The organism is Bradyrhizobium yuanmingense, assembly GCF_900094575.1.
GTDB lineage: Bacteria > Pseudomonadota > Alphaproteobacteria > Rhizobiales > Xanthobacteraceae > Bradyrhizobium > Bradyrhizobium yuanmingense.
In genome coordinates, this window is sequence record NZ_FMAE01000003.1 from 1 (window position 1) to 17,661 (window position 17,661).

Here is a 17,661-nt window from a genome sequence, read left to right on the forward strand (position 1 = left end):
GCTGATCTCGTCGAGCAGGCGGTTCACGAGACGCTCGCCTACTATGCCTTTCCGGACATCCATTGGCGGAAGATTCGAACCAACAATCCGCTCGAGCGCATCATGAAGGAGATCCGGCGACGAACCCGTGTCGTCGGCGCCTTCCCCGACGGTCAATCCTGTCTCAACTTAGCGGCGGCCCGGCTGCGGCACATTGCCGGAACGGTGTGGTCGACCAAATGCTACATGAACATGCGACCGCTCTATCAGCCACAACTCTCTGAAACCGGAGCCGTCGCCTGATCAAAAGTGCGAAAGATTCTGGACAGTACCTTCGCTTCTCGTAGGGTGGGCAAAGGCGCGCGATGCGCGCCGTGCCCACGTCTTCTCAGCTTCCACGTGGGCACGCTTCGCTTTGCCCACCCTACGAGAGCCGTTCAACGGCAAAAAGCCCCGGAGACATCTCCGGGGCTTTTCGTCGTTTCAAGCGCTGCGAACCGTCGTCGCCTTAAGTCCGCGTCCGCATCCGCATCATGAAGGTATCGAAGCTGAGCTCGGCCACCTGCATCCAGGCGAGCGACTCGCTGCGGAAGGCGGTCAGGCTCGCATACATCTTGCCGAAATGCGGGTTGTTCTTGGCGAGATCGGCGTAGATCTCGTTGGCTGCGCCGTAGCAGGCCTCGAGCACCTCCTGCGGGAACGGCTTCAGGATTGCGCCGGACGCCAGCAGCCGTTTCAGCGCGGGCGGGTTCACCGAATCGTACTTGCCGGTCACCCAGGTGAAGGTGTCCATCGATGCCGTGCTGATGGCGGCCTGGTAGTGCTTCGGCAGGCCATTCCACTTCTCGAGGTTCATGATGTTGTGGCCCTGGCCGGTGCCTTCCCACCAACCGGGATAGTAGTAGTACTTCGCCACCTTGACGAAGCCGAGCTTCTCGTCGTCATACGGACCGACCCACTCGGCAGCGTCGATCGTCCCTTTCTCCAGCGCGGGATAGATGTCGCCGGCCGCGATCTGTTGCGGCACGCCCCCGACCTTTGCGACAATGGTGCCGGCGAAGCCGCCAACCCGGAATTTCAGGCCCTTGAGATCATCGACGGTCTTGATCTCCTTGCGGAACCAGCCGCCCATCTGAGCCCCGGTCGAGCCGGTCGGCACGCCGATCGCGTTGTGCTCTTTCAAGAGATCATTGAGCATGTCCTGACCGCCGCCCCATATCAGCCAGGAAATGTGCTGCCGCGTATTGAGGCCGAACGGCAGCGAGGTGCCGAAGGTGAATGCCGGGTTCTTGCCCCAATAATAGTAGAGCGCGGTGTTGCCCATTTCGACGGTGCCGTTGGACACGGCATCGAGCACTTGCAGGCCCCCGACGATTTCGCCGGCCGCGAAGGGTTGGATCTGGAATCTGTTGTCGGTGATCTCCGCGACCCGCTTGCAGAAATACTCGCAGCCGCCGTAGAGCGTATCCAGTGATTTCGGCCAGCTCGCCGCCAGCCGCCATTTCACCTCGGGCATTGATTGTGCGACAGCCGGCGCTGCAATTGCGCTTGCGGCAAGGCCCAGTCCGCCTGCCTTCAGAAATTTACGACGTTCCATGCGTTTCCCTCCTGCGGTGTCGTGTCCTCGACGAGGGATCGCGGTCTTGACGCCGCTTCATCTTTCGCCGGTGGCCGACGTTTCTTGGTGTCCGAAATTCAATGTTCCCGGATCGCAGGCAGCATGACCAAAGGGGAACAGCAAATCAAGCTCGCTTTGGTTGTGCGCCTGCCAAGCCGATCAATGCTGCGGCGCGAACGCGGCTTCCATGGCCTTGCGCGCCTTCACCGTTTCGTTGCCCGGGTCGAATTCGACATCGCTCCAGCGTACCAACGTGCCATGGGCGACGTCGTGCTTAAGCTTGAGGCGATGTGCGAGCCCGATCGGCAGGGCCCCAGCCCTGAGGCTCGCGGCCGCCGGTATCAGCTTGCCCCATACCGTGTAGCCGCCTTCGCCGTCGAGCATCTCCCCGGCACGCAAGTTACGTTTGGCCACGGCGGCGACGTCGCCGCGAAAGCCGTAAGGCTGCCCGGTGGGCTCGCCCCGCAGCGCGGCCGACAGCACCGAGATGTTCAGCTCGAGCCCGATCAGATGGTAGGGCTTGTACATCGCGGCATAGCGTCCGCTCCCATCGGTCTTGAGGCCGTATTGCCTGAAGCAATCGGCGGCATAGTCGTTGGGCGCCTCCAGTACCACATAGACGCCCCAGCGCAGGTCGCGAAACACCGGCCGGCCGTCGCGCTCGAGCGAGGAGACGACTTCGACGACACCGGATCGCTCCAGCACACCGCCGCGCGAGCGCGGCCGCATGATGTGCGGCAGATCATCGACGCCGCACGGCGGAAACGCCAGGCCGTCCGCGGGCACGTCGAGGCCGCAGGCATTGGCGATCGCGGCCATCTCGATCGCCGATTTGGTGCCGTCGAGGAACGAGTTGAACATCTGCGGATTCATGCCGGCCGACTGCGCTTCGCCCGCGGTCAGGCCGTAATGCTGCCAGACACCGTCGGGCGTCACGTCGTGATAGGCCGGCAGGTACTTCGTGCCCTTGCCGGCGGCAATGACGTGAAATCCGGTGGCGCGGGCCCAATCGACCATCTCCGCCGTCAGCGCCGGCTGGTCGCCATAGGCGAGCGAATAGACCACGCCGGCTTTGCGCGCTTCGTCGGCGAGCAGCGGGCCCGCCAGCACGTCGGCTTCGACATTGACCATCACGATATGCTTGCCCGCCGCGATCGCGGCGCGCGCGTGGGCAATGCCGACGGCGGGATTGCCGGTCGCCTCTACCACCACGTCCATGGCGTCGCCGGCAATGGCGCGCGCGCCGTCATCGGTGAACACGGTCGCGGCGATGCGTTCGGCATCCCAGCCGACGGTCCGGCAGGCCTCGCGGGCCCGGTCGCGGTCGATGTCGACGATGATGGGCACCTCCAGCCCCGGCGTGTGCGGCACCTGTGCGAGGAACATCGAGCCGAACTTGCCGGCGCCGATCAGCGCGACACGGATGGGCTTGCCGGCGGATGCGCGGGCTTGCAGGAGGCGGAAGAGGTTCATGGGGGGTCCGAGATCGCTATGGCTGTCAGGTGACACTGTCAAACTTCGTCATTCCGGGGCGCGCGAAGCGCGAGCCCGGAATCCATTTCTCCACAAGCACTGCGGCCCGATGGATTCCGGGCTCGACGCTCCGCGTCGCCCCGGAATGACAGGTTACTCCGCCGCCTGCCGTGGTGCCCGCGCCAACCGCAGCAGCGCATCGTCGTCCACCGTCTTGATCGGCGTGAAATCGCGATGGGCGATGTAATCCGGTCGTGTCGGTGTGCGGATATGGTTCGAGACCGCATTCAGCGTCAGGTACACGATCTTGCGCGGATAGGGCGTGATGTTGCCGCTGGAGCCGTGCACGAGATTGCCGTGGAACATCAGCATGCCGCCGGGCTTGCCGGTGGGCGCGACGATGCCGCCCTGCTTGACGAGGCGCGTGACCGTATCCTCGTCCAGCGTCCATAGCGGATAAGAGGTGGTGGCGAGATCGTGCGAAGCCTCGAGATCGCCGGCGTTCTGGCTGCGCGGCACCAGCATCAGGGGACCGTTGATCGGCATCACCTCGTCGAGGAAGATCGCGATGTTCATCGCCCGCGGCTCCGGCATGCCGTCATCGCGCTTCCAGGTGCCGTAATCCTGGTGCCATTGCCAGACGTCGCCGGTGAAGGCCGATTTCGCGTTGATCTTGAACTGGTGCATGTAGACGGGCTCCCCGAACACCTGCTCGACCGGCTCGATCATGCGCGGATGCGCGCCGAGGATCGCGAACGCCTCGTTGTAGAGATGCGCGGCAAAGGCCGTGCGCGGCGCTCCGCTCTTCTCGCGCCAGACCTCCGGCCGGTTGGCCTCATAGATGGCGACCGCCTCGCGCGCGAGCAGGTCGACCTCCTCTTGGGCGAACAGCTCGGGCAGGAACAGCCAGCCCTCGCGGTGGAAGAACTCCAATTGCTCCTGAGACAGTTTCATGGGTCGTCCTCCTTGGTTTTGTTTGTTTTTGTCATTCCGGGGCGCGACGAAGTCGCGAGCCCGGAATCCATTTTCCCCGCAGTCTCTGCCGCCCGATGGATTCCGGGCTCGATGCTTACGCATCGCCCCGGAATGACGGTGGCAATCGCTACGCCGCCGCCTCTTCCGTCGCCCGCAATCTCTCCTCGGTCATCCGTCCCGCCGTCTGCGCGTGCGCGAGCGCGGCGCGTTCGGCCGCTTTCGCGTTGCAGCTGAAAATGTGCGCGGCAATATCGGCATGCTCCGCCCAGGCGCTGGCGCGATAATCGAGCTCGGAGAGCACCGTCGCCATCGAGCGACGCATGTGCGGCCATTGCGGCGCCATGGTCTCCTCGATCACGGGATTGCCGGCGAGCTGATAGATCGCGCGGTGAAAATCGACATCGAGGGTGATGAGCTCGGATAGCGTGGTGTCGCGGTCGCTGCGGCGCCCGGCGGCGAGCGCTGCCTCCAGTCGCGCGCGTCCCGCTGCGTCGCTGGCCGCGCGCTGAGCGGCCAGCCCGGCCGCCAGCGCGTCGATGGCGCCGCGCACCTCGTAGAGCTGACGGATGCGCGCGGGATCGAGCTGTGTCACTTCAAAGCCGCGGCGGCCGCTCTCGGCGACCAGGCCCTGCCGATGCAACAGATGCAGCGCATGCGACACCGGCTGGCGCGACACGCCGAGCCGATCGGCGAGCTCGTTCTGCCGGATGCGCTGGCCGGGCCGAAGCGTGCGGTCGGAGATCGCCTCCAGGATCCGCGCATAGACTTGGTCGATCAGGTTCGGGAGCGGGTCGAGAGGGATCACGCCGGCAGCTCCAGAATAACGAAGGAATACGGAATTCCGTATTCGAACTTACGCTCGGCGAGGTGGAGCGTCAAGCCGTATCTCGGGCGATCCCAAGGGCTTCACGTCACCCGGGTAAGCTGTTGATTTTCCTAAGTCCGTCTACTGTGCATGGGGTTGTTTTCGCGACAAGGGGTCCGGATCTGACTCATCCAGCACCTGCACCTCCATCGCGGCGATGTCGTCCGCATCGGCCACCGCCTCGATCGCGCCGATCCGCTCGCCCGCGAACGTCACGCGCAGCGCGACCCGCAACTGTCCGCCGAGGATGACGGCAGCACCCATCTCGCCATCGACCAGCGCCGTGCGCGCCGTCCGGGCGCGGCCCTTGTAGAGCTGCGCGACAGCCTCGGCGCCGCGCACCTCCGCCAGCGAGCCGAGCCGCACCGCCGCCTGATCGGCGCGGAATACCACGTCGGGATCCAGCACCGCGAGTAGCCCTTCGAAATTGCCTTCGCGCGAGGCTTTAAGAAATGCATTGACGATCCTTCGCTGCTGCGTCCGATCCGTCTCTGGCACCGGCGCGCCCTGCACGCGCCGCCGGGCGCGGCTCGCCAGTTGCCGCGAGGCATCGACCGAACGGCCGACGATCGGCGCGATCTCCTCGAACGGAACGGCGAACATGTCGTGCAGCACGAAGGCGAGCCGCTCCGCGGGCTGCAGCGTTTCCAGCACGACCAGCAGTGCCGCGCCGACGGAATCGGCCATCTCCGCCTCTCGCTCGCTTGTATCGTCGACCGGCTCGGGTACGTGCGGACCCATCGGATCCTCGCGACGCGATTTCCGGGCGCGCAGCATGTCGAGGCAGATGCGCGCCACGACCGTGGTCAGCCAGCCGCGCAAATTCGCGATGTCGGACAGGTCGTAGCGGCTGACCCGCAGCCAAGCCTCCTGCACGGCATCGTCGACCTCGGCGCGCGAGCCCAGCATGCGGTAGGCGACCGCACGCAAATGGTCCCTGCTCGCCTCGAACTCTTCAGTCAGAAAATTTTCTCCGGTCATCGGTCACATTCCCTCGTCGCGATCCGTCATGCCCATGACGAAGCCAATCCGGCCGATGTGACCGGAACCTTCGAAATTCGACAGATGGAGACGCAACATGATGCACGCCCGCATGAATCATCCCGTCATGGTCCTGCCGGAGGCCATGAAGGTCCTTCAGTCCCTCGGGAACCTGACAAAGCAGGGTCTGCCGGAAAAGCTCCTCGAACTGGTGCACCTGCGCGCCAGCCAGATCAATGGTTGCAGCGTGTGCGTCGATATGCACCCGAAGGTCGCCCGCCGGCTGGGCGAGACCGACGAGCGCTTGTTCGCCGTATCCGCCTGGCGCGAGGCACCCTACTTCACCGACGCCGAGCGCGCCGCGCTGGCCCTGACCGAAGCCGTCACGCGCCTCGCCGATCGCGAGGATCCGGTGCCCGATGCGATCTGGAACGAAGCCGCCAAGCACTTCGACGAGCGCGAGCTCGCCACGCTGATCGTTGCGATCGCGACGATCAACGTCTGGAACCGCCTGAACGCGACGATCAAGATGCCGGTCGGCGTGTGGAAGGTGTGAGCTACTCCGTCAGGAATCTGCTCACCACCTCGCCGAACTCGAGCGGCGCCTGCTCGAACATCCAGTGGCCGGCGTTCGCGATCACTGCCGTCTCGGCGCCCGCGATGTGCGCGGCCAGCACGCGCCACATCACCGACAGGCTGCCGGTGGTGGCGCCGCCGCCGATCAGCAGCGTCGGCGTCCTGATCGCCTGCGCATCGCTGAGGGTGTAGGGCCGGCGCTGCTCGTTGATCTGGCCGAGGAAGGTGAGCGCGTTGTCGCGGAGTTGTTGCTTCGCCGCCGCCGGCACGCGCCGCCAGGAACCGTCGCCCTCGATGCCTTCATAGAAATTCTGCAGCGCGCCCTCGAGGTCGCCGGCGCGGATCATCTCGACCGAGCGCGCCGTGCGGGCCGCCAGCGGCGGATGCGCGGGCGTGCCTTCGGGCACAGGCAGGGATGGGTCGAGATCGCCGCCGGGCTCGGCTAGCACCAGCTTGTGCAACAGATCAGGCCGCGCCTGCGCCACGCGAAAGGCGATGTGTCCGCCGCGCGAATGGCCCATCAGGTCGACGGGGCCGGGCCTGACCTGCTCGATGAAGGCGATCGTATCGGCAACGTGCTGCGCCATCTTGTAGTCGTCGCCGACGGCGTCCCAATGCTCGGGAAAGAAGTACCGCAGGCTGACCGAGATCACGCGATGGGATTTCGACAGCGGACCGAGCACCGAATACCAGGTGCGGAAGTCCCCGAGTGTGCCGTGCACGCAGACCAGGGGCGGACCCTCACCGACTTCGAGATAGGCCATGTCGTAACCGTTGACGCGGATGCTTTGCATGGTCAGCTCGCCAGAAAATCCAAAACCACTTCGGAGAATTTCTGCGGCGCCTGCTCGAACATCGGATGCGTCGCGTTCGGGATGATCGCCGTCTTGGAATAGGGCACATGCGCGGCTAGCGCATGAAGCACCTTCGGCAAGAGGCCCTTTGTCCGCGCGCCCAGGATGAACAGCGTCGGCATCTTGATCGCCTCCGCATCCGCCTTCGAGAACGGCGGGCGGCTGTCGCGGACCTGGCCGATCAGCGTAAAGGCATTGTCGCGCAGGTTCTGCTTCACCATCGCGGGCAATCGCGGCCAGGTGCCTGGGCCTTCCAGCGTGTCAACGAAGACGGCGAGCCCGCCGTCGACATCGCCGGCCGCGATCTTCTCGGCCGAGGCCGTGAAGCGCGCCAGCAGCGGCGAGGGGCCGCCGACGTAGTCCGGATCAAGGCTCGCATCGAGCTCGCCCCCGGGCTCGGCCAGGATCAGCCGGCGTAAGAGATCGGGCCGCTGCTGCGCCACGCGGAAGCAGATATGCCCGCCGCGGGAATGGCCCATCAAATCGACCGGTCCCACATCGAGCTTGTCGATGAAGGCGATGACGTCCTCGACATGCTGGGCGATCGAATAGGTGTCACCGACGCCGTCCCAGCGCTCCGGGAAGAAGTGCCGCAGGCTGACGGCGATCACCCGGTGCCGCTGCGTCAGCGGCCCCAGCACGCAGCCCCAGACGCGGAAGTCATTCAGCGATCCATGCACGCAGACCAGAGGCGGACGGCCCCTATCTTCGCCCACATCGAGATAGGGCATGTCGTAACCGTTGACGTGGAGGCTCTGCATGATGGACTCGGGAGAGGATTGGAACGCCTGTGCAAGATTCCCGGAAACCGGGTGGATCGCAACTATTTCCAAGCCTAGATTTGGCACGACATCAAAGTGGGGGCCTGCAACGGAAGCAAGCCAGGAACCTAGACATGACCGACCAGCATTTTGCCCTGTTCGACACAAGGATCGGCCTGTGCGCCATCGCCTGGGGCCCGCGGGGCATCAACGGCACGCAATTGCCGATGGGCGGCGAGCAGAAGATCCGCACCCGCATCAGCCAGCGTCATGCCGACGCCGTTGAGACCGAGCCGACCGCCGAGGTGCAACAGGCGATCGACCGCATGACGAAACTGCTCGCCGGCGAGCCGGATGATCTCACCGACATCCCGCTCGATCTCGACGGCGTGCCCGAATTCAACCGCGGCGTCTACGACATCGCCCGCGCGATTCCGCCCGGCAAGACCGTCACCTATGGCGACATCGCCAAGCAGCTCGGTGGCGTCCAGCTGTCGCGCGACGTCGGTCAGGCGCTCGGCCGCAACCCGTGCCCGATCGTCGTGCCCTGCCATCGCGTGCTCGCCGCGGGCAACAAGCCCGGCGGCTTCTCGGCGAATGGCGGCGTGGTCACGAAGCTGAAGATGCTGGAGATCGAAGGCGCGCTGGTGAACCACACGCCGAGCTTGTTCGATTGAAGATACCAAAGCTTGCTCGGCGTCATGGCCGGGCTTGACCCGGGCATCCACGTGTTCCTTTGCGGTACAAAGAACGTGGATGCCCGGGACAAGCCCGGGCATGACGGTGTTGAGAGCGGCCGCTCGCCCTAAATCTTCGTCGCCGTCTTCGGCCAATACCGATCACGCAAATGCCGCTTCACCAGCTTGCCGGTCGGCGTGCGCGGCAGCTCGGCTTCGAAATCGACCGAGCGCGGGCACTTGATGGCGGAGAGGCGGCTCTTGCAATAGGCGATCAAATCGGCCTCCAGCGCCTTGCCGGCGCGGCTCATGTCGTGCGGCTGCACCACCGCCTTGACCTCTTCGCCCATCTCCTCGTTCGGCACGCCGAACACCGCGACGTCGGCGACCTCAGGGTGCGTGATCAGCACGTCCTCAGTCTCCTGCGGATAGATGTTCACGCCGCCGGAGATGATCATGTAGGACTTGCGGTCGGTGAGATAGAGGAAGCCGTCCTTGTCGAGATAGCCGACATCGCCGAGCGTCGACCATCCCTTGGCGTTGTAGGCCTTCTTCGTCTTCTCGGGGTCGTTGTGATAGGTGAAGGCGGGCGCGTCGGCGAAATAGACCGTGCCGATCTCACCGACCGGCTGCTCCTCGTCGTTCTCGTCGAGAATCTTGATCTTGCCGACCACGGCGCGGCCGACGCTGCCGCGATGCTCCAGCCATTGCTGCGAGTTGCAGACGGTGACGCCATTGCCTTCAGACCCGGCGTAATACTCGATCAGGATCGGCCCCCACCATTCGATCATCTTGGCCTTGACGTCGACCGGGCAGGGCGCGGCGGCGTGGATCGCTCCCTTCAATGTGGAGACGTCGTATTTGGCGCGTACCTCGTCCGGCAGCTTCAGCATGCGCACGAACATGGTCGGCACCAGCTGGGATTGCGTCACCTTGTACTTTTCGACCAGCTTCAGGAACTCTTCGGCGTCGAAGTGCTCCATGATGATGGAGGTGCCGCCGAGCACGATCGCCATCATGTTGAAGCGCAGGGGTGCCGCATGATAGAGCGGCGCCGGCGACAGATAGGTGCTCTCCGCATTCATGCCGCACATGTCGGCGCAGAGCACGCGGAGGAAGGCGTTCGGCACGTCGATCCTGTTGCCTTCGAAAGCCTTCTTGATTCCCTTAGGGCGCCCGGTGGTGCCCGACGAATACAGCATGTCGTAGCCGGCGACCTCGTCGGCGATCGGCGTCGTCGGCTGCGCGGCGGCTTCCTTGTCGTAGGAGCGGAAGCCGGGCAGCGGCTCGTCCATCATGTAGAAGATCGGCTCACCGGGCGCGCCCTTGATCAGGCCCTTGATCTGGCCGGCGCATTTCGGCGTCGTGATCACGACCTTGGCGCCGCAATCGGCGATGATGTAATCGATCTCGTCCTGCTTCAGGTAGCGGCTGATCGCGGTGTAATAGAGCCCGCTGCGCTGTGCCGCCCAGCACAGCTCCATGAAGGCGAGGCGGTTCTCCATCAACAGCGCAATGTGGTCGCCGGCCTTGAGGCCAAGCGAGCGGAACAGATGCGCGCCCTGGTTCGAGAGCTCGTCGAGCTCGCGATAGGTGATCGCCTTGCCGGTCCCGGCCATCTGGTAGGCGATCTTGTCGGGCGTCGTCTTGGCGTGGATACAGGGGTGGGTCATGGCGTTTCCTCAAAACGTGAAATGGCGAGTAGCGAGTGGCGAATAGGGAAGAAGGGCAAACCGCTCTTCGCCTACTCACCATTCGCTACTCGCCACTCGCTACTCGCTTTTGTTTTTCTTACAGCCGCTCCACGATCGTCACATTGGCCATGCCGCCGCCTTCGCACATGGTCTGCAGGCCATAGCGCTTGCCCCGCTGGTGCAGCGCGTGGACCAGCGTCGTCATCAGCTTGGTGCCGGAGCCGCCGAGCGGATGGCCGAGCGCGATGGCGCCGCCGTTGACGTTGAGACGCTCCGGGTCGGCGCCGGTGGTCTTCAGCCAGGCGGTCGGCACCGAGGCGAAGGCCTCGTTGACCTCGAACAGGTCGATGTCGCCGATCTTCATGCCGGCCTTCTCCAGCGCGCGCTTGGTGGCGTGCAGGGGAGCATCGAGCATGATCACGGGATCGCCGCCCGTCATGGTCATGTGATGGATGCGGGCGAGCGGCTTGACGCCGAGCTGCTTCAGGCCCTTCTCGTTCACCACCATGACGCCGGAGGCGCCGTCGCAGATCTGGCTGGCGCTGGCCGCGGTGAGCTTGCCGTTCTCGGCGATCAGCTTGACGCCCTTGATGCCGTCGAGCGTGACATCGAAGCGAATGCCTTCGTCGATGTGGTGAGTGTCCTTGCTGCCGTCGGCGCGGGTGATGTCGAGCGGCACGATCTCCTTCTTGAAGTGACCTGCTTGCGTCGCCGCGATCGCGCGCTGATGGCTCTGGTAAGAATATTCGTCGAGCTCATCCTTGGAGAGGCCGTACTTCTCGGCCATCATCTCGGCGCCGGTGAACTGGCTGAACACGATATTCGGATACTTCTTCTCGATGCCCGGGCTCTTGTAATTGCCAAAGCCATTCTTGGCCGGAAGCTGCGACGACAGGCCCATCGGCACCCGCGTCATCGACTCCACCCCGGCCGCGATCACGACGTCCATCGCACCCGACATCACCGCCTGCGCGGCGAAGTGCAGCGCTTGCTGCGAGGAGCCGCACTGACGATCAATCGAGGTGCCTGGCACACTCTCCGGAAGCTTCGAGGCCATGATCGCGTTGCGCGCGACATTGTTGGACTGTTCGCCGACCTGCATCACGCAGCCCATGATCACGTCCTCGACCTGGGCCGGATCGACCTTGGTGCGGTCGACCAGCTCGTCCAGCACCTTCGCGGCGAGATCGGCCGGATGCCAGCCGGCGAGGCGGCCCCCCTTGCGCCCGCCGGCGGTGCGCGCAGCGGCGACGATGTAAGCCTCGGCCATGTCGGTCTCTCCCTGAATTCTTTATTGGGTGGGTTGTCGGGCGATTTAAGGGTCGGACCATCGTTTAGTCAATCGATCAATTAACTCTTGTGATGAGGCGCTGCTTGCGCTTATCTGCGCCCCGCTTCCAGCGGCCAAACAGGGATCTCCGTGGCGACCAGCGTACCGAACAGGCTCCCCAGCGGGAAAAATTCCACGGCAGAGAAATTGCTGGTGGCCGCTAGCGAGCTGATGATCGAACGCTCCTCGATCGAGATCTCGCTGTCCGATATTGCGCAGAAGTCGGGCGCCAACGCGGCCCTGGTCAAATATCACTTCGGCAACAAGGACGGCCTGCTGCTGGCGCTGCTGGCGCGGGATGCCGCGACCGAGATGACCAATCTCGAATATCTGCTGGCACAGCCGATCACGTCGACAGCGAAGCTGAAGCTGCACATCGCCGGCATCATCCGTGCCTATCACCGGTTCCCCTACATGAACCGGCTGATCCACTATCTCTTGCACGAAACCAGCGCGAGCTCTGCCGACGAAGTCTCGAAATTCTTCGTTGCCCCGCTGCTGGACTTCCACCGCCGCCTGCTGGCGGAAGGCGTCAGCCGCGGCGAATTCCGCCCGACTGATCCGGTACTGTTCTACACCAGCCTGATCGGTGCCTGCGATCACCTGTTCTTCGGCCGGCACGCGATGTCCCGCGCCACCGGCGTCGGCCCGGTCACTGACGATGTCTGCCGGCAATACATCAAGCACATGGAAACGCTGATCTGCGGCGGCATCCTCACGCAAGCCGGGGAAGCCGCTGCGGCCGTATAGTCCGGCCGACACGTGACAAGTCTAGAGAAGAAACGCTCAAGGAAAGGTACAAGCGATGCAATTAAAAGACGTAGCCGTTCTCATCACCGGCGGCGGCTCGGGCCTTGGTGCCGCGACCGCCCGCGCCATGGCCGCCAAGGGCGCCAAGATCGGCGTGATCGATCAGAGCAAGGAAAACGCCGAGAAGGTGGCCGCCGAAGTGAAGGGCGTCGCGCTGCACGCCGACGTCACCAGCGAGGAGCAGATCAAGGCAGCGATCGCCAAGGCGGAAGCCGCACACGGCGTCGCCCGCGTGCTGATGAACTGCGCCGGCATCGGCGGCTCGCAGCGCATCGTCGGCCGCGACGGTGTCTATCCGCTCGAAAAGTTCGCACGCATCATCAACGTCAATCTGATCGGCACGTTCAACTGCCTGCGGCTGTTCGCCGAGCGCCTCGTTACTGCGGAGCCGATCGGCGAAGAGCGCGGCGTCATCATCAACACGGCCTCGGTTGCCGCCTACGAAGGCCAGATCGGCCAGATCGCTTATTCGGCCTCGAAGGGTGGCGTCGTCGGCCTGACGCTGCCGGCCGCGCGCGATCTCGCCAGCCAGAAGATCCGCGTCAACACCATTGCGCCCGGCCTGTTCTTCACGCCGCTGCTGATGGGCCTGAACGAAGAGGCCCGCAAGAGCCTGGGCGCCCAGGTGCCGCATCCCTCGCGTCTCGGCGATGCCAACGAATACGGCATGCTCGCGGTGCACATCGTCGAGAACCCGATGCTGAACGGCGAGACCATCCGCCTCGACGGTGCGATCCGCATGGCGCCGCGATAGGCGGTTCGTTCTTCCTTCTCCCCTTGTGGGAGAAGGTGGCATAGGCGGCCTTAGGCCGCCGTTCTTAAGAACGCCGAAGCGAAGCTTCGGCTACGGCGCCGGATGAGGGGTTGTCTCCACAATCTCATCTGTGGAGGCAGACCCCTCACCCAAGCGAGTGTGCGGCTAGCGATTTACATGCCCTCTCCCGCAAGGGGAGAGGGCGCAGCAATCGGCGCCGCGACTCGCGGCAAGTGCGAGGCACCCATGTCCCAACCGCTGCTGATCGAGCATGACGATGGCGTCGACCGGGTGACGCTCAATCGGCCCGAGCACCTCAACGCCCTCGATCCGGCGCTGATCGATGCGCTCAACGACTATTTCCAGGGCCTGCAACGCAATCGCGACACGCGCGTCGTCGTGCTCAAGGGCGCCGGCAGGAATTTTTGTGCCGGGCTCGATCTCAAAGCTGCGATGGCGCGCCGGGCCGGACAGCAGGAGCCGCCGGGCGTCACGGAGTCGCTGGATTCGCAGCGGCGCATCGCCGACATCGTGATGCTGATGCGGCGCAGTCCGCAGCCGATCCTGGCGCTGGTGCAGGGCGCGGCCGCCGGCGGCGGCTTCGCGCTGGCGCTGGCCTCCGACATCCGCATCGCGACGAGATCGGCGCGGATGAATTGCGCTTTCATCAAGCTCGGGCTCGGCGGCTGCGATATCGGCACCAGCTATTTTCTGCCGCGCCTCGTCGGCGTCTCCGTCGCATCCGAGCTGATCCTCACCGGGCGCTTCATCGGAGCGGAGCGCGCGCTCGCGGTCGGCCTCGTCTCGGAGGTCGTGGACGAGGACAACCTCGATGACGCGGCCGCGCCTTATGTCGAGGCGATGATGACGGCCTCGCCCGTGGGCCTGCGGCTATCCAAGGAATGCCTCAACATGAGCGTCGATGCCGGCTCGCTGGAAGCTGTGATCGCGATGGAGGATCGCAACCAGGTCCTGTGCAGCCGCTCGGAAGAGTTTTCGGAAGGCATCAGGGCCTTCCTTGAGAAGCGAAAGCCTGTCTATATCAGGCGCTGAACGATGAAGATCCGCAAAGGACAGTAATTCCGGGAGACGCAAAATGAGTGGAAGCGCGGCGGCAGTGATGACGAAGCCCGCCTTTCGCAAGGTCCAGTGGCTCGCGCGCGACATCGACGTCGAGCGTCGCGGCGACGGCACGGTGGTGCTGAAGTCGCGCATTCCGCTGCAGCCTTATGAGAAGCACATCCCGGCCTCGCTGGCGAAATGGGCCAAGGAAGCACCCGAGCGCATCTGGCTGGCGCAGCGCGGCGGCCCGAACCGCGAATGGCGCAAGGTGTCCTATGGCGAAGCCAAGCGCATCGTGGACGCGCTGACGCAAGGCCTGCTCAATCTCGAGCTCAAGGGCCGGCCCGTCACGATCCTCTCCGGCAATTCGATCGAGCATGCGCTGATGACGCAGGCCGCGATGCAGGCGCGCGTTCCGGCAGCGCCGGTGTCGCCGGCCTACTCGTTGATGAGCCACGACCACGTCAAGCTCAAGTACCTGTTCGACCTGATCAAGCCGGCCGTACTGATGGTGCAGGACGGACCGATCTTCGAGAAGGCGCTGAAGGCGCTCGACCTCAGCGGCGTCACCGTGGTTCACGTCGCGCGGCCCTGCGAGGGCATCAAAAGCGTCAGCTTTGCCGAGCTCGCAGCAACGCGTGTCACGGCCGATGTCGAGGCCTCGATCGCGAAGATCACGCCGCAGACCATCGGCAAGCTGCTGTTCACATCAGGCTCGACCGGCATGCCCAAAGCCGTCATCAACACGCAGGAGATGATGTGCGCCAATGCAGCGATGATGATGCAAGTGCGGCCGCGCGATCCGAACGGGCCGATCTCGACCATGCTGGACTGGATGCCCTGGAACCACACCATGGGCGGCAATGCCGCGTTCCACCCGATCCTGGTCGACGGCGGCACGCTCTATATCGACGACGGAAGGCCGATGCCGGGCCAGTTCGAGGAGACGCTGCGCAATCTGCGCGAGATCTCGCCGACCTATTATGCCAACGTGCCGGCCGGCTATGCCGCGCTGGCAGCGGCCATGGAGAAGGACGACGCGCTCTGCCGTTCCTTCTTCAAGAATCTCTCGATCATGGCCTATGGCGGCGCGCGTCTGCCCGACGATCTCTACAACCGCATGCAGTCGCTGGCGGTGAAGACGACAGGCGAGCGCATCGTGTTCTACACCGGCTGGGGTTCGACCGAGACCGCGCCGACCTCGACCGGCACCTATTGGGACACCGAGCGCGTCGGCCTGATCGGCCTGCCGTTCCCCGGCGTCGAGTTGAAGATGGTGCCGTGCGGCTCGAAATACGAATTGCGCCTGCGCGGCGTCAATGTCACGCCCGGCTATTTCGGCCAGCCTGAGCTGACGAAGAAGATGTTCGACGAGGAAGGTTTTTATTGCATCGGCGATGCCGGCGTCTTCGTCGACGATTCCGATCCGGTGCAAGGCATCATCTTTGCCGGCCGCGTGGTGGAGGACTTCAAGCTCACCACGGGCACATTCGTACATGTCGGCTCGCTGCGGACCGATGCGATCGCGGCCGCCACGCCCGTGGTGCACGACGCGCTGGTCGCGGGGCAGGACCGTCCCTTCATCGGCCTCCTGGCCTGGCCGAACCTGCACGCCTGCCGCCAGCTGGTCGGCAATCCCGATCTCAGCTTTGCGGATGCTGTGAAGCATCCCGAGGTGATCGCTTGCTTCAGGCGCGGCCTGGAAGCCCACAACCGTGAATGCGAAGGCGCCAGCAGCCGTATCATCGCGCGCGCGATGCTGATGGTCGAGCCGCCCTCGATCGACGGCAACGAGCTCACCGACAAGGGCTACATCAACCAGCGTGCCGGCCTGGAACGCCGCGCCGCGCTGGTGGAGCGGCTCTATGCGGACAAGCCGGATCAGGATGTGATCGTGCTGAAATGAAGACGACACTCGCTCCATTCGTCATTCCGGGGCGCGCGCAGCGCGAGCCCGGAATCCATCGGGCCGCATATGCGTGGCGAAATGGATTCCGGGTTCGCCGCTGCGCGGCGCCCCGGAATGACGGCAATAAATGACAACGAATAAGAGGTAAGCCCGCCATGAACTTCGACTTCTCCGACGATCAAAAGCAGCTCCGTGATCAGGCGCGCAAGTTCCTCGCCGAGAAATGCTCGCCCAAGGCGGTGCGTGTCGTGCTCGACGGCAAGGCGCCTTACGACAAGGAGCTGTGGAAAGGCCTCGCCGAGATGGGCTTCCTCGGCGTCGCGATTCCCGAGGAGTTCGGCGGCGCCGGCGCCGGTCATCTCGAGCTGTGCGTAATCGCGGAAGAAATGGGCCGGGCCAACGCGCCGGTGCCGTTTTCCTCGACCGTGTACCTCGCCGCCGAAGCGCTGCTGATCGCCGGCAGCGAGGCGCAGAAGAAGAAATGGCTGCCGGCGGTTGCTTCCGGCGAGGCCATCGGCACGCTGGCGCTGTTCGAGGGCAAGGGCAACCCGGCGCCAAAGAACGTCAAGCTTACGGCCGCGAACGGCGTGCTCAACGGCGTCAAGAAGCCGGTCGCCGATGGCGCGATCGCGGATTTTGCGGTGGTCGCCGCGCGCACGGGATCGAGTGGGCGCGACAATGACATCTCGCTGTTCCTGGTCGCTCTCAAAGCCGCCGGCGTCGATGTGAAGAGCCTCACCAACCTCGATCCGACCCGCGGACAGGCCGAGATCACCTTCAAGGACGTCAAAGCCGAGCCGCTCGGAGCTGCGGGCGACGGCTGGAGCATCCTCACCCAGGTGCTCGACCGCGCCGCGGTGCTGTGCGCGTTCGAGCAGGTCGGCGGCGCCGATCGCGCGCTGGAGATGGGCCGCGACTACGCGCTGGACCGCATCGCCTTCGGCCGGCAGATCGGCTCATTCCAGGCGGTCAAGCACATGCTCGCCGACATGTACGTCTCGGCGACGCTGGCGCGCTCCAACAGCTATTACGGCGCCTGGGCGCTCTCGACCAATGCGGCCGAACTGCCGGAAGCCGCCGCTGCGGCGCGCATCAGCGCGACGCAGGCGTTCCAGCACTGCGCCAAGAACAACATCCAGGTTCACGGCGGCATGGGCTTCACCTGGGAATTCGACTGCCACATGTACTATCGCCGCGCCAACGCGATGGCGCTCGGGCTCGGCAGCCTCACTTATTGGGAAGATCAGCTGATCGACCGGATGCGGAAGAAGAACGCAGCGTAACGACAGGTGCGTAGGGTGGGTTAGCCGAAGGCGTAACCTACCATCGACCGGCAGTGCTCG

17 protein-coding genes are annotated in these 17,661 nt (G+C 64.6%); 8 read left to right on the plus strand and 9 right to left on the minus strand.

Translation table 11 applies throughout. The annotated features are described in order from the left end of the window. Positions 1-282, plus strand: a 282-nt coding sequence (locus tag GA0061099_RS09735; RefSeq protein ID WP_208604911.1) for a transposase, incomplete at its 5' end; no start/stop codon positions are given. 205 nt (positions 283-487) lie between these two features. Here the strand turns inward: GA0061099_RS09735 and GA0061099_RS09740 are convergent. The 5 genes from GA0061099_RS09740 to GA0061099_RS09760 form a co-directional block, all read right to left on the minus strand. Further along, the gene (locus GA0061099_RS09740) at positions 488-1,576 is read right to left on the minus strand and encodes a TRAP transporter substrate-binding protein (RefSeq protein WP_035996972.1); all 1,089 of its coding nucleotides are present in this window, start codon (positions 1,574-1,576) and stop codon (positions 488-490) included. A gap of 180 nt (positions 1,577-1,756) precedes the next feature. Next, positions 1,757-3,070: an NAD(P)H-dependent oxidoreductase gene (locus tag GA0061099_RS09745; RefSeq protein WP_074447668.1), complete on the minus strand. Its 1,314-nt coding sequence runs from the start codon at positions 3,068-3,070 to the stop codon at positions 1,757-1,759. A gap of 153 nt (positions 3,071-3,223) precedes the next feature. Next, positions 3,224-4,024, minus strand: a complete 801-nt coding sequence (locus GA0061099_RS09750) for a phytanoyl-CoA dioxygenase family protein (RefSeq protein WP_036020838.1) — start codon at positions 4,022-4,024, stop codon at positions 3,224-3,226. A 148-nt stretch (positions 4,025-4,172) separates the two neighbouring features. Continuing rightward, a complete protein-coding gene (locus tag GA0061099_RS09755; protein ID WP_074447669.1) occupies positions 4,173-4,850 on the minus strand; it encodes a GntR family transcriptional regulator in 678 nt (225 codons plus the stop codon). Positions 4,851-4,991: 141 nt separating this feature from the next. Next, positions 4,992-5,891: a sigma-70 family RNA polymerase sigma factor gene (locus GA0061099_RS09760; protein ID WP_050995825.1), complete on the minus strand. Its 900-nt coding sequence runs from the start codon at positions 5,889-5,891 to the stop codon at positions 4,992-4,994. Between the two features lie 100 nt (positions 5,892-5,991). On the opposite strand from GA0061099_RS09760, the gene GA0061099_RS09765 reads away from it, so the two are divergent. Further along, positions 5,992-6,447: a carboxymuconolactone decarboxylase family protein gene (locus tag GA0061099_RS09765; RefSeq protein ID WP_036020878.1), complete on the plus strand. Its 456-nt coding sequence runs from the start codon at positions 5,992-5,994 to the stop codon at positions 6,445-6,447. A 1-nt stretch (position 6,448) separates the two neighbouring features. Here GA0061099_RS09765 and GA0061099_RS09770 read toward each other — a convergent pair whose 3' ends face one another. Then, positions 6,449-7,261: an alpha/beta fold hydrolase gene (locus GA0061099_RS09770; RefSeq protein ID WP_036020849.1), complete on the minus strand. Its 813-nt coding sequence runs from the start codon at positions 7,259-7,261 to the stop codon at positions 6,449-6,451. Positions 7,262-7,263: 2 nt separating this feature from the next. Beyond that, the gene (locus GA0061099_RS09775; RefSeq protein WP_036020851.1) at positions 7,264-8,082 is read right to left on the minus strand and encodes an alpha/beta fold hydrolase; all 819 of its coding nucleotides are present in this window, start codon (positions 8,080-8,082) and stop codon (positions 7,264-7,266) included. A 134-nt stretch (positions 8,083-8,216) separates the two neighbouring features. Here GA0061099_RS09775 and GA0061099_RS09780 point away from each other — a divergent pair, with 134 nt between their 5' ends. Beyond that, entirely contained in the window at positions 8,217-8,759 is a 543-nt protein-coding gene (locus GA0061099_RS09780; protein WP_036020854.1) for a methylated-DNA--[protein]-cysteine S-methyltransferase, read from the plus strand. Positions 8,760-8,887: 128 nt separating this feature from the next. Here the strand turns inward: GA0061099_RS09780 and GA0061099_RS09785 are convergent, their stop codons facing one another. Both GA0061099_RS09785 and GA0061099_RS09790 read right to left on the minus strand, forming a co-directional pair. Next, on the minus strand, positions 8,888-10,432 hold the full coding sequence (locus tag GA0061099_RS09785; RefSeq protein ID WP_036020857.1) for an acyl-CoA synthetase: 1,545 nt from the start codon (positions 10,430-10,432) through the stop codon (positions 8,888-8,890). Positions 10,433-10,550: 118 nt separating this feature from the next. Continuing rightward, on the minus strand, positions 10,551-11,723 hold the full coding sequence (locus GA0061099_RS09790) for an acetyl-CoA C-acetyltransferase (RefSeq protein WP_036020859.1): 1,173 nt from the start codon (positions 11,721-11,723) through the stop codon (positions 10,551-10,553). A gap of 207 nt (positions 11,724-11,930) precedes the next feature. On the opposite strand from GA0061099_RS09790, the gene GA0061099_RS09795 reads away from it, so the two are divergent. The 5 genes from GA0061099_RS09795 (at position 11,931) to GA0061099_RS09815 (ending at position 17,601) form a co-directional block, all read left to right on the plus strand. Beyond that, positions 11,931-12,533, plus strand: coding sequence for a TetR family transcriptional regulator (locus GA0061099_RS09795; RefSeq protein ID WP_036020861.1), 603 nt, complete (start codon positions 11,931-11,933; stop codon positions 12,531-12,533). A gap of 55 nt (positions 12,534-12,588) precedes the next feature. Further along, on the plus strand, positions 12,589-13,347 hold the full coding sequence (locus GA0061099_RS09800) for an SDR family NAD(P)-dependent oxidoreductase (protein ID WP_024337318.1): 759 nt from the start codon (positions 12,589-12,591) through the stop codon (positions 13,345-13,347). A gap of 246 nt (positions 13,348-13,593) precedes the next feature. Further along, positions 13,594-14,400 (plus strand): enoyl-CoA hydratase/isomerase family protein, encoded by an 807-nt coding sequence (locus GA0061099_RS09805; RefSeq protein ID WP_036020864.1) that lies wholly within the window; start codon positions 13,594-13,596, stop codon positions 14,398-14,400. Between the two features lie 43 nt (positions 14,401-14,443). Then, the gene (locus GA0061099_RS09810; protein ID WP_074447670.1) at positions 14,444-16,315 is read left to right on the plus strand and encodes an AMP-binding protein; all 1,872 of its coding nucleotides are present in this window, start codon (positions 14,444-14,446) and stop codon (positions 16,313-16,315) included. 158 nt (positions 16,316-16,473) lie between these two features. Then, a complete protein-coding gene (locus GA0061099_RS09815) occupies positions 16,474-17,601 on the plus strand; it encodes an acyl-CoA dehydrogenase family protein (protein ID WP_036020870.1) in 1,128 nt (375 codons plus the stop codon). The last annotated feature ends 60 nt before the right edge of the window (positions 17,602-17,661 follow it).

What these genes read in the sequence shown, in the direction of transcription:
- GA0061099_RS09770 (WP_036020849.1), bottom strand. Translation starts at nt 7,261, where the DNA reads ATGCAAAGCATCCGCGTCAACGGTTACGACATGGCCTATCTCGAAGTC.
- GA0061099_RS09815 (WP_036020870.1), top strand. Translation starts at nt 16,474, where the DNA reads ATGAACTTCGACTTCTCCGACGATCAAAAGCAGCTCCGTGATCAGGCG.
- GA0061099_RS09780 (WP_036020854.1), top strand. Translation starts at nt 8,217, where the DNA reads ATGACCGACCAGCATTTTGCCCTGTTCGACACAAGGATCGGCCTGTGC.
- GA0061099_RS09745 (WP_074447668.1), bottom strand. Translation starts at nt 3,070, where the DNA reads ATGAACCTCTTCCGCCTCCTGCAAGCCCGCGCATCCGCCGGCAAGCCC.
- GA0061099_RS09750 (WP_036020838.1), bottom strand. Translation starts at nt 4,024, where the DNA reads ATGAAACTGTCTCAGGAGCAATTGGAGTTCTTCCACCGCGAGGGCTGG.
- GA0061099_RS09790 (WP_036020859.1), bottom strand. Translation starts at nt 11,723, where the DNA reads ATGGCCGAGGCTTACATCGTCGCCGCTGCGCGCACCGCCGGCGGGCGC.
- GA0061099_RS09810 (WP_074447670.1), top strand. Translation starts at nt 14,444, where the DNA reads ATGAGTGGAAGCGCGGCGGCAGTGATGACGAAGCCCGCCTTTCGCAAG.
- GA0061099_RS09760 (WP_050995825.1), bottom strand. Translation starts at nt 5,891, where the DNA reads ATGACCGGAGAAAATTTTCTGACTGAAGAGTTCGAGGCGAGCAGGGAC.
- GA0061099_RS09800 (WP_024337318.1), top strand. Translation starts at nt 12,589, where the DNA reads ATGCAATTAAAAGACGTAGCCGTTCTCATCACCGGCGGCGGCTCGGGC.
- GA0061099_RS09805 (WP_036020864.1), top strand. Translation starts at nt 13,594, where the DNA reads ATGTCCCAACCGCTGCTGATCGAGCATGACGATGGCGTCGACCGGGTG.
- GA0061099_RS09740 (WP_035996972.1), bottom strand. Translation starts at nt 1,576, where the DNA reads ATGGAACGTCGTAAATTTCTGAAGGCAGGCGGACTGGGCCTTGCCGCA.
- GA0061099_RS09785 (WP_036020857.1), bottom strand. Translation starts at nt 10,432, where the DNA reads ATGACCCACCCCTGTATCCACGCCAAGACGACGCCCGACAAGATCGCC.
- GA0061099_RS09765 (WP_036020878.1), top strand. Translation starts at nt 5,992, where the DNA reads ATGCACGCCCGCATGAATCATCCCGTCATGGTCCTGCCGGAGGCCATG.
- GA0061099_RS09775 (WP_036020851.1), bottom strand. Translation starts at nt 8,082, where the DNA reads ATGCAGAGCCTCCACGTCAACGGTTACGACATGCCCTATCTCGATGTG.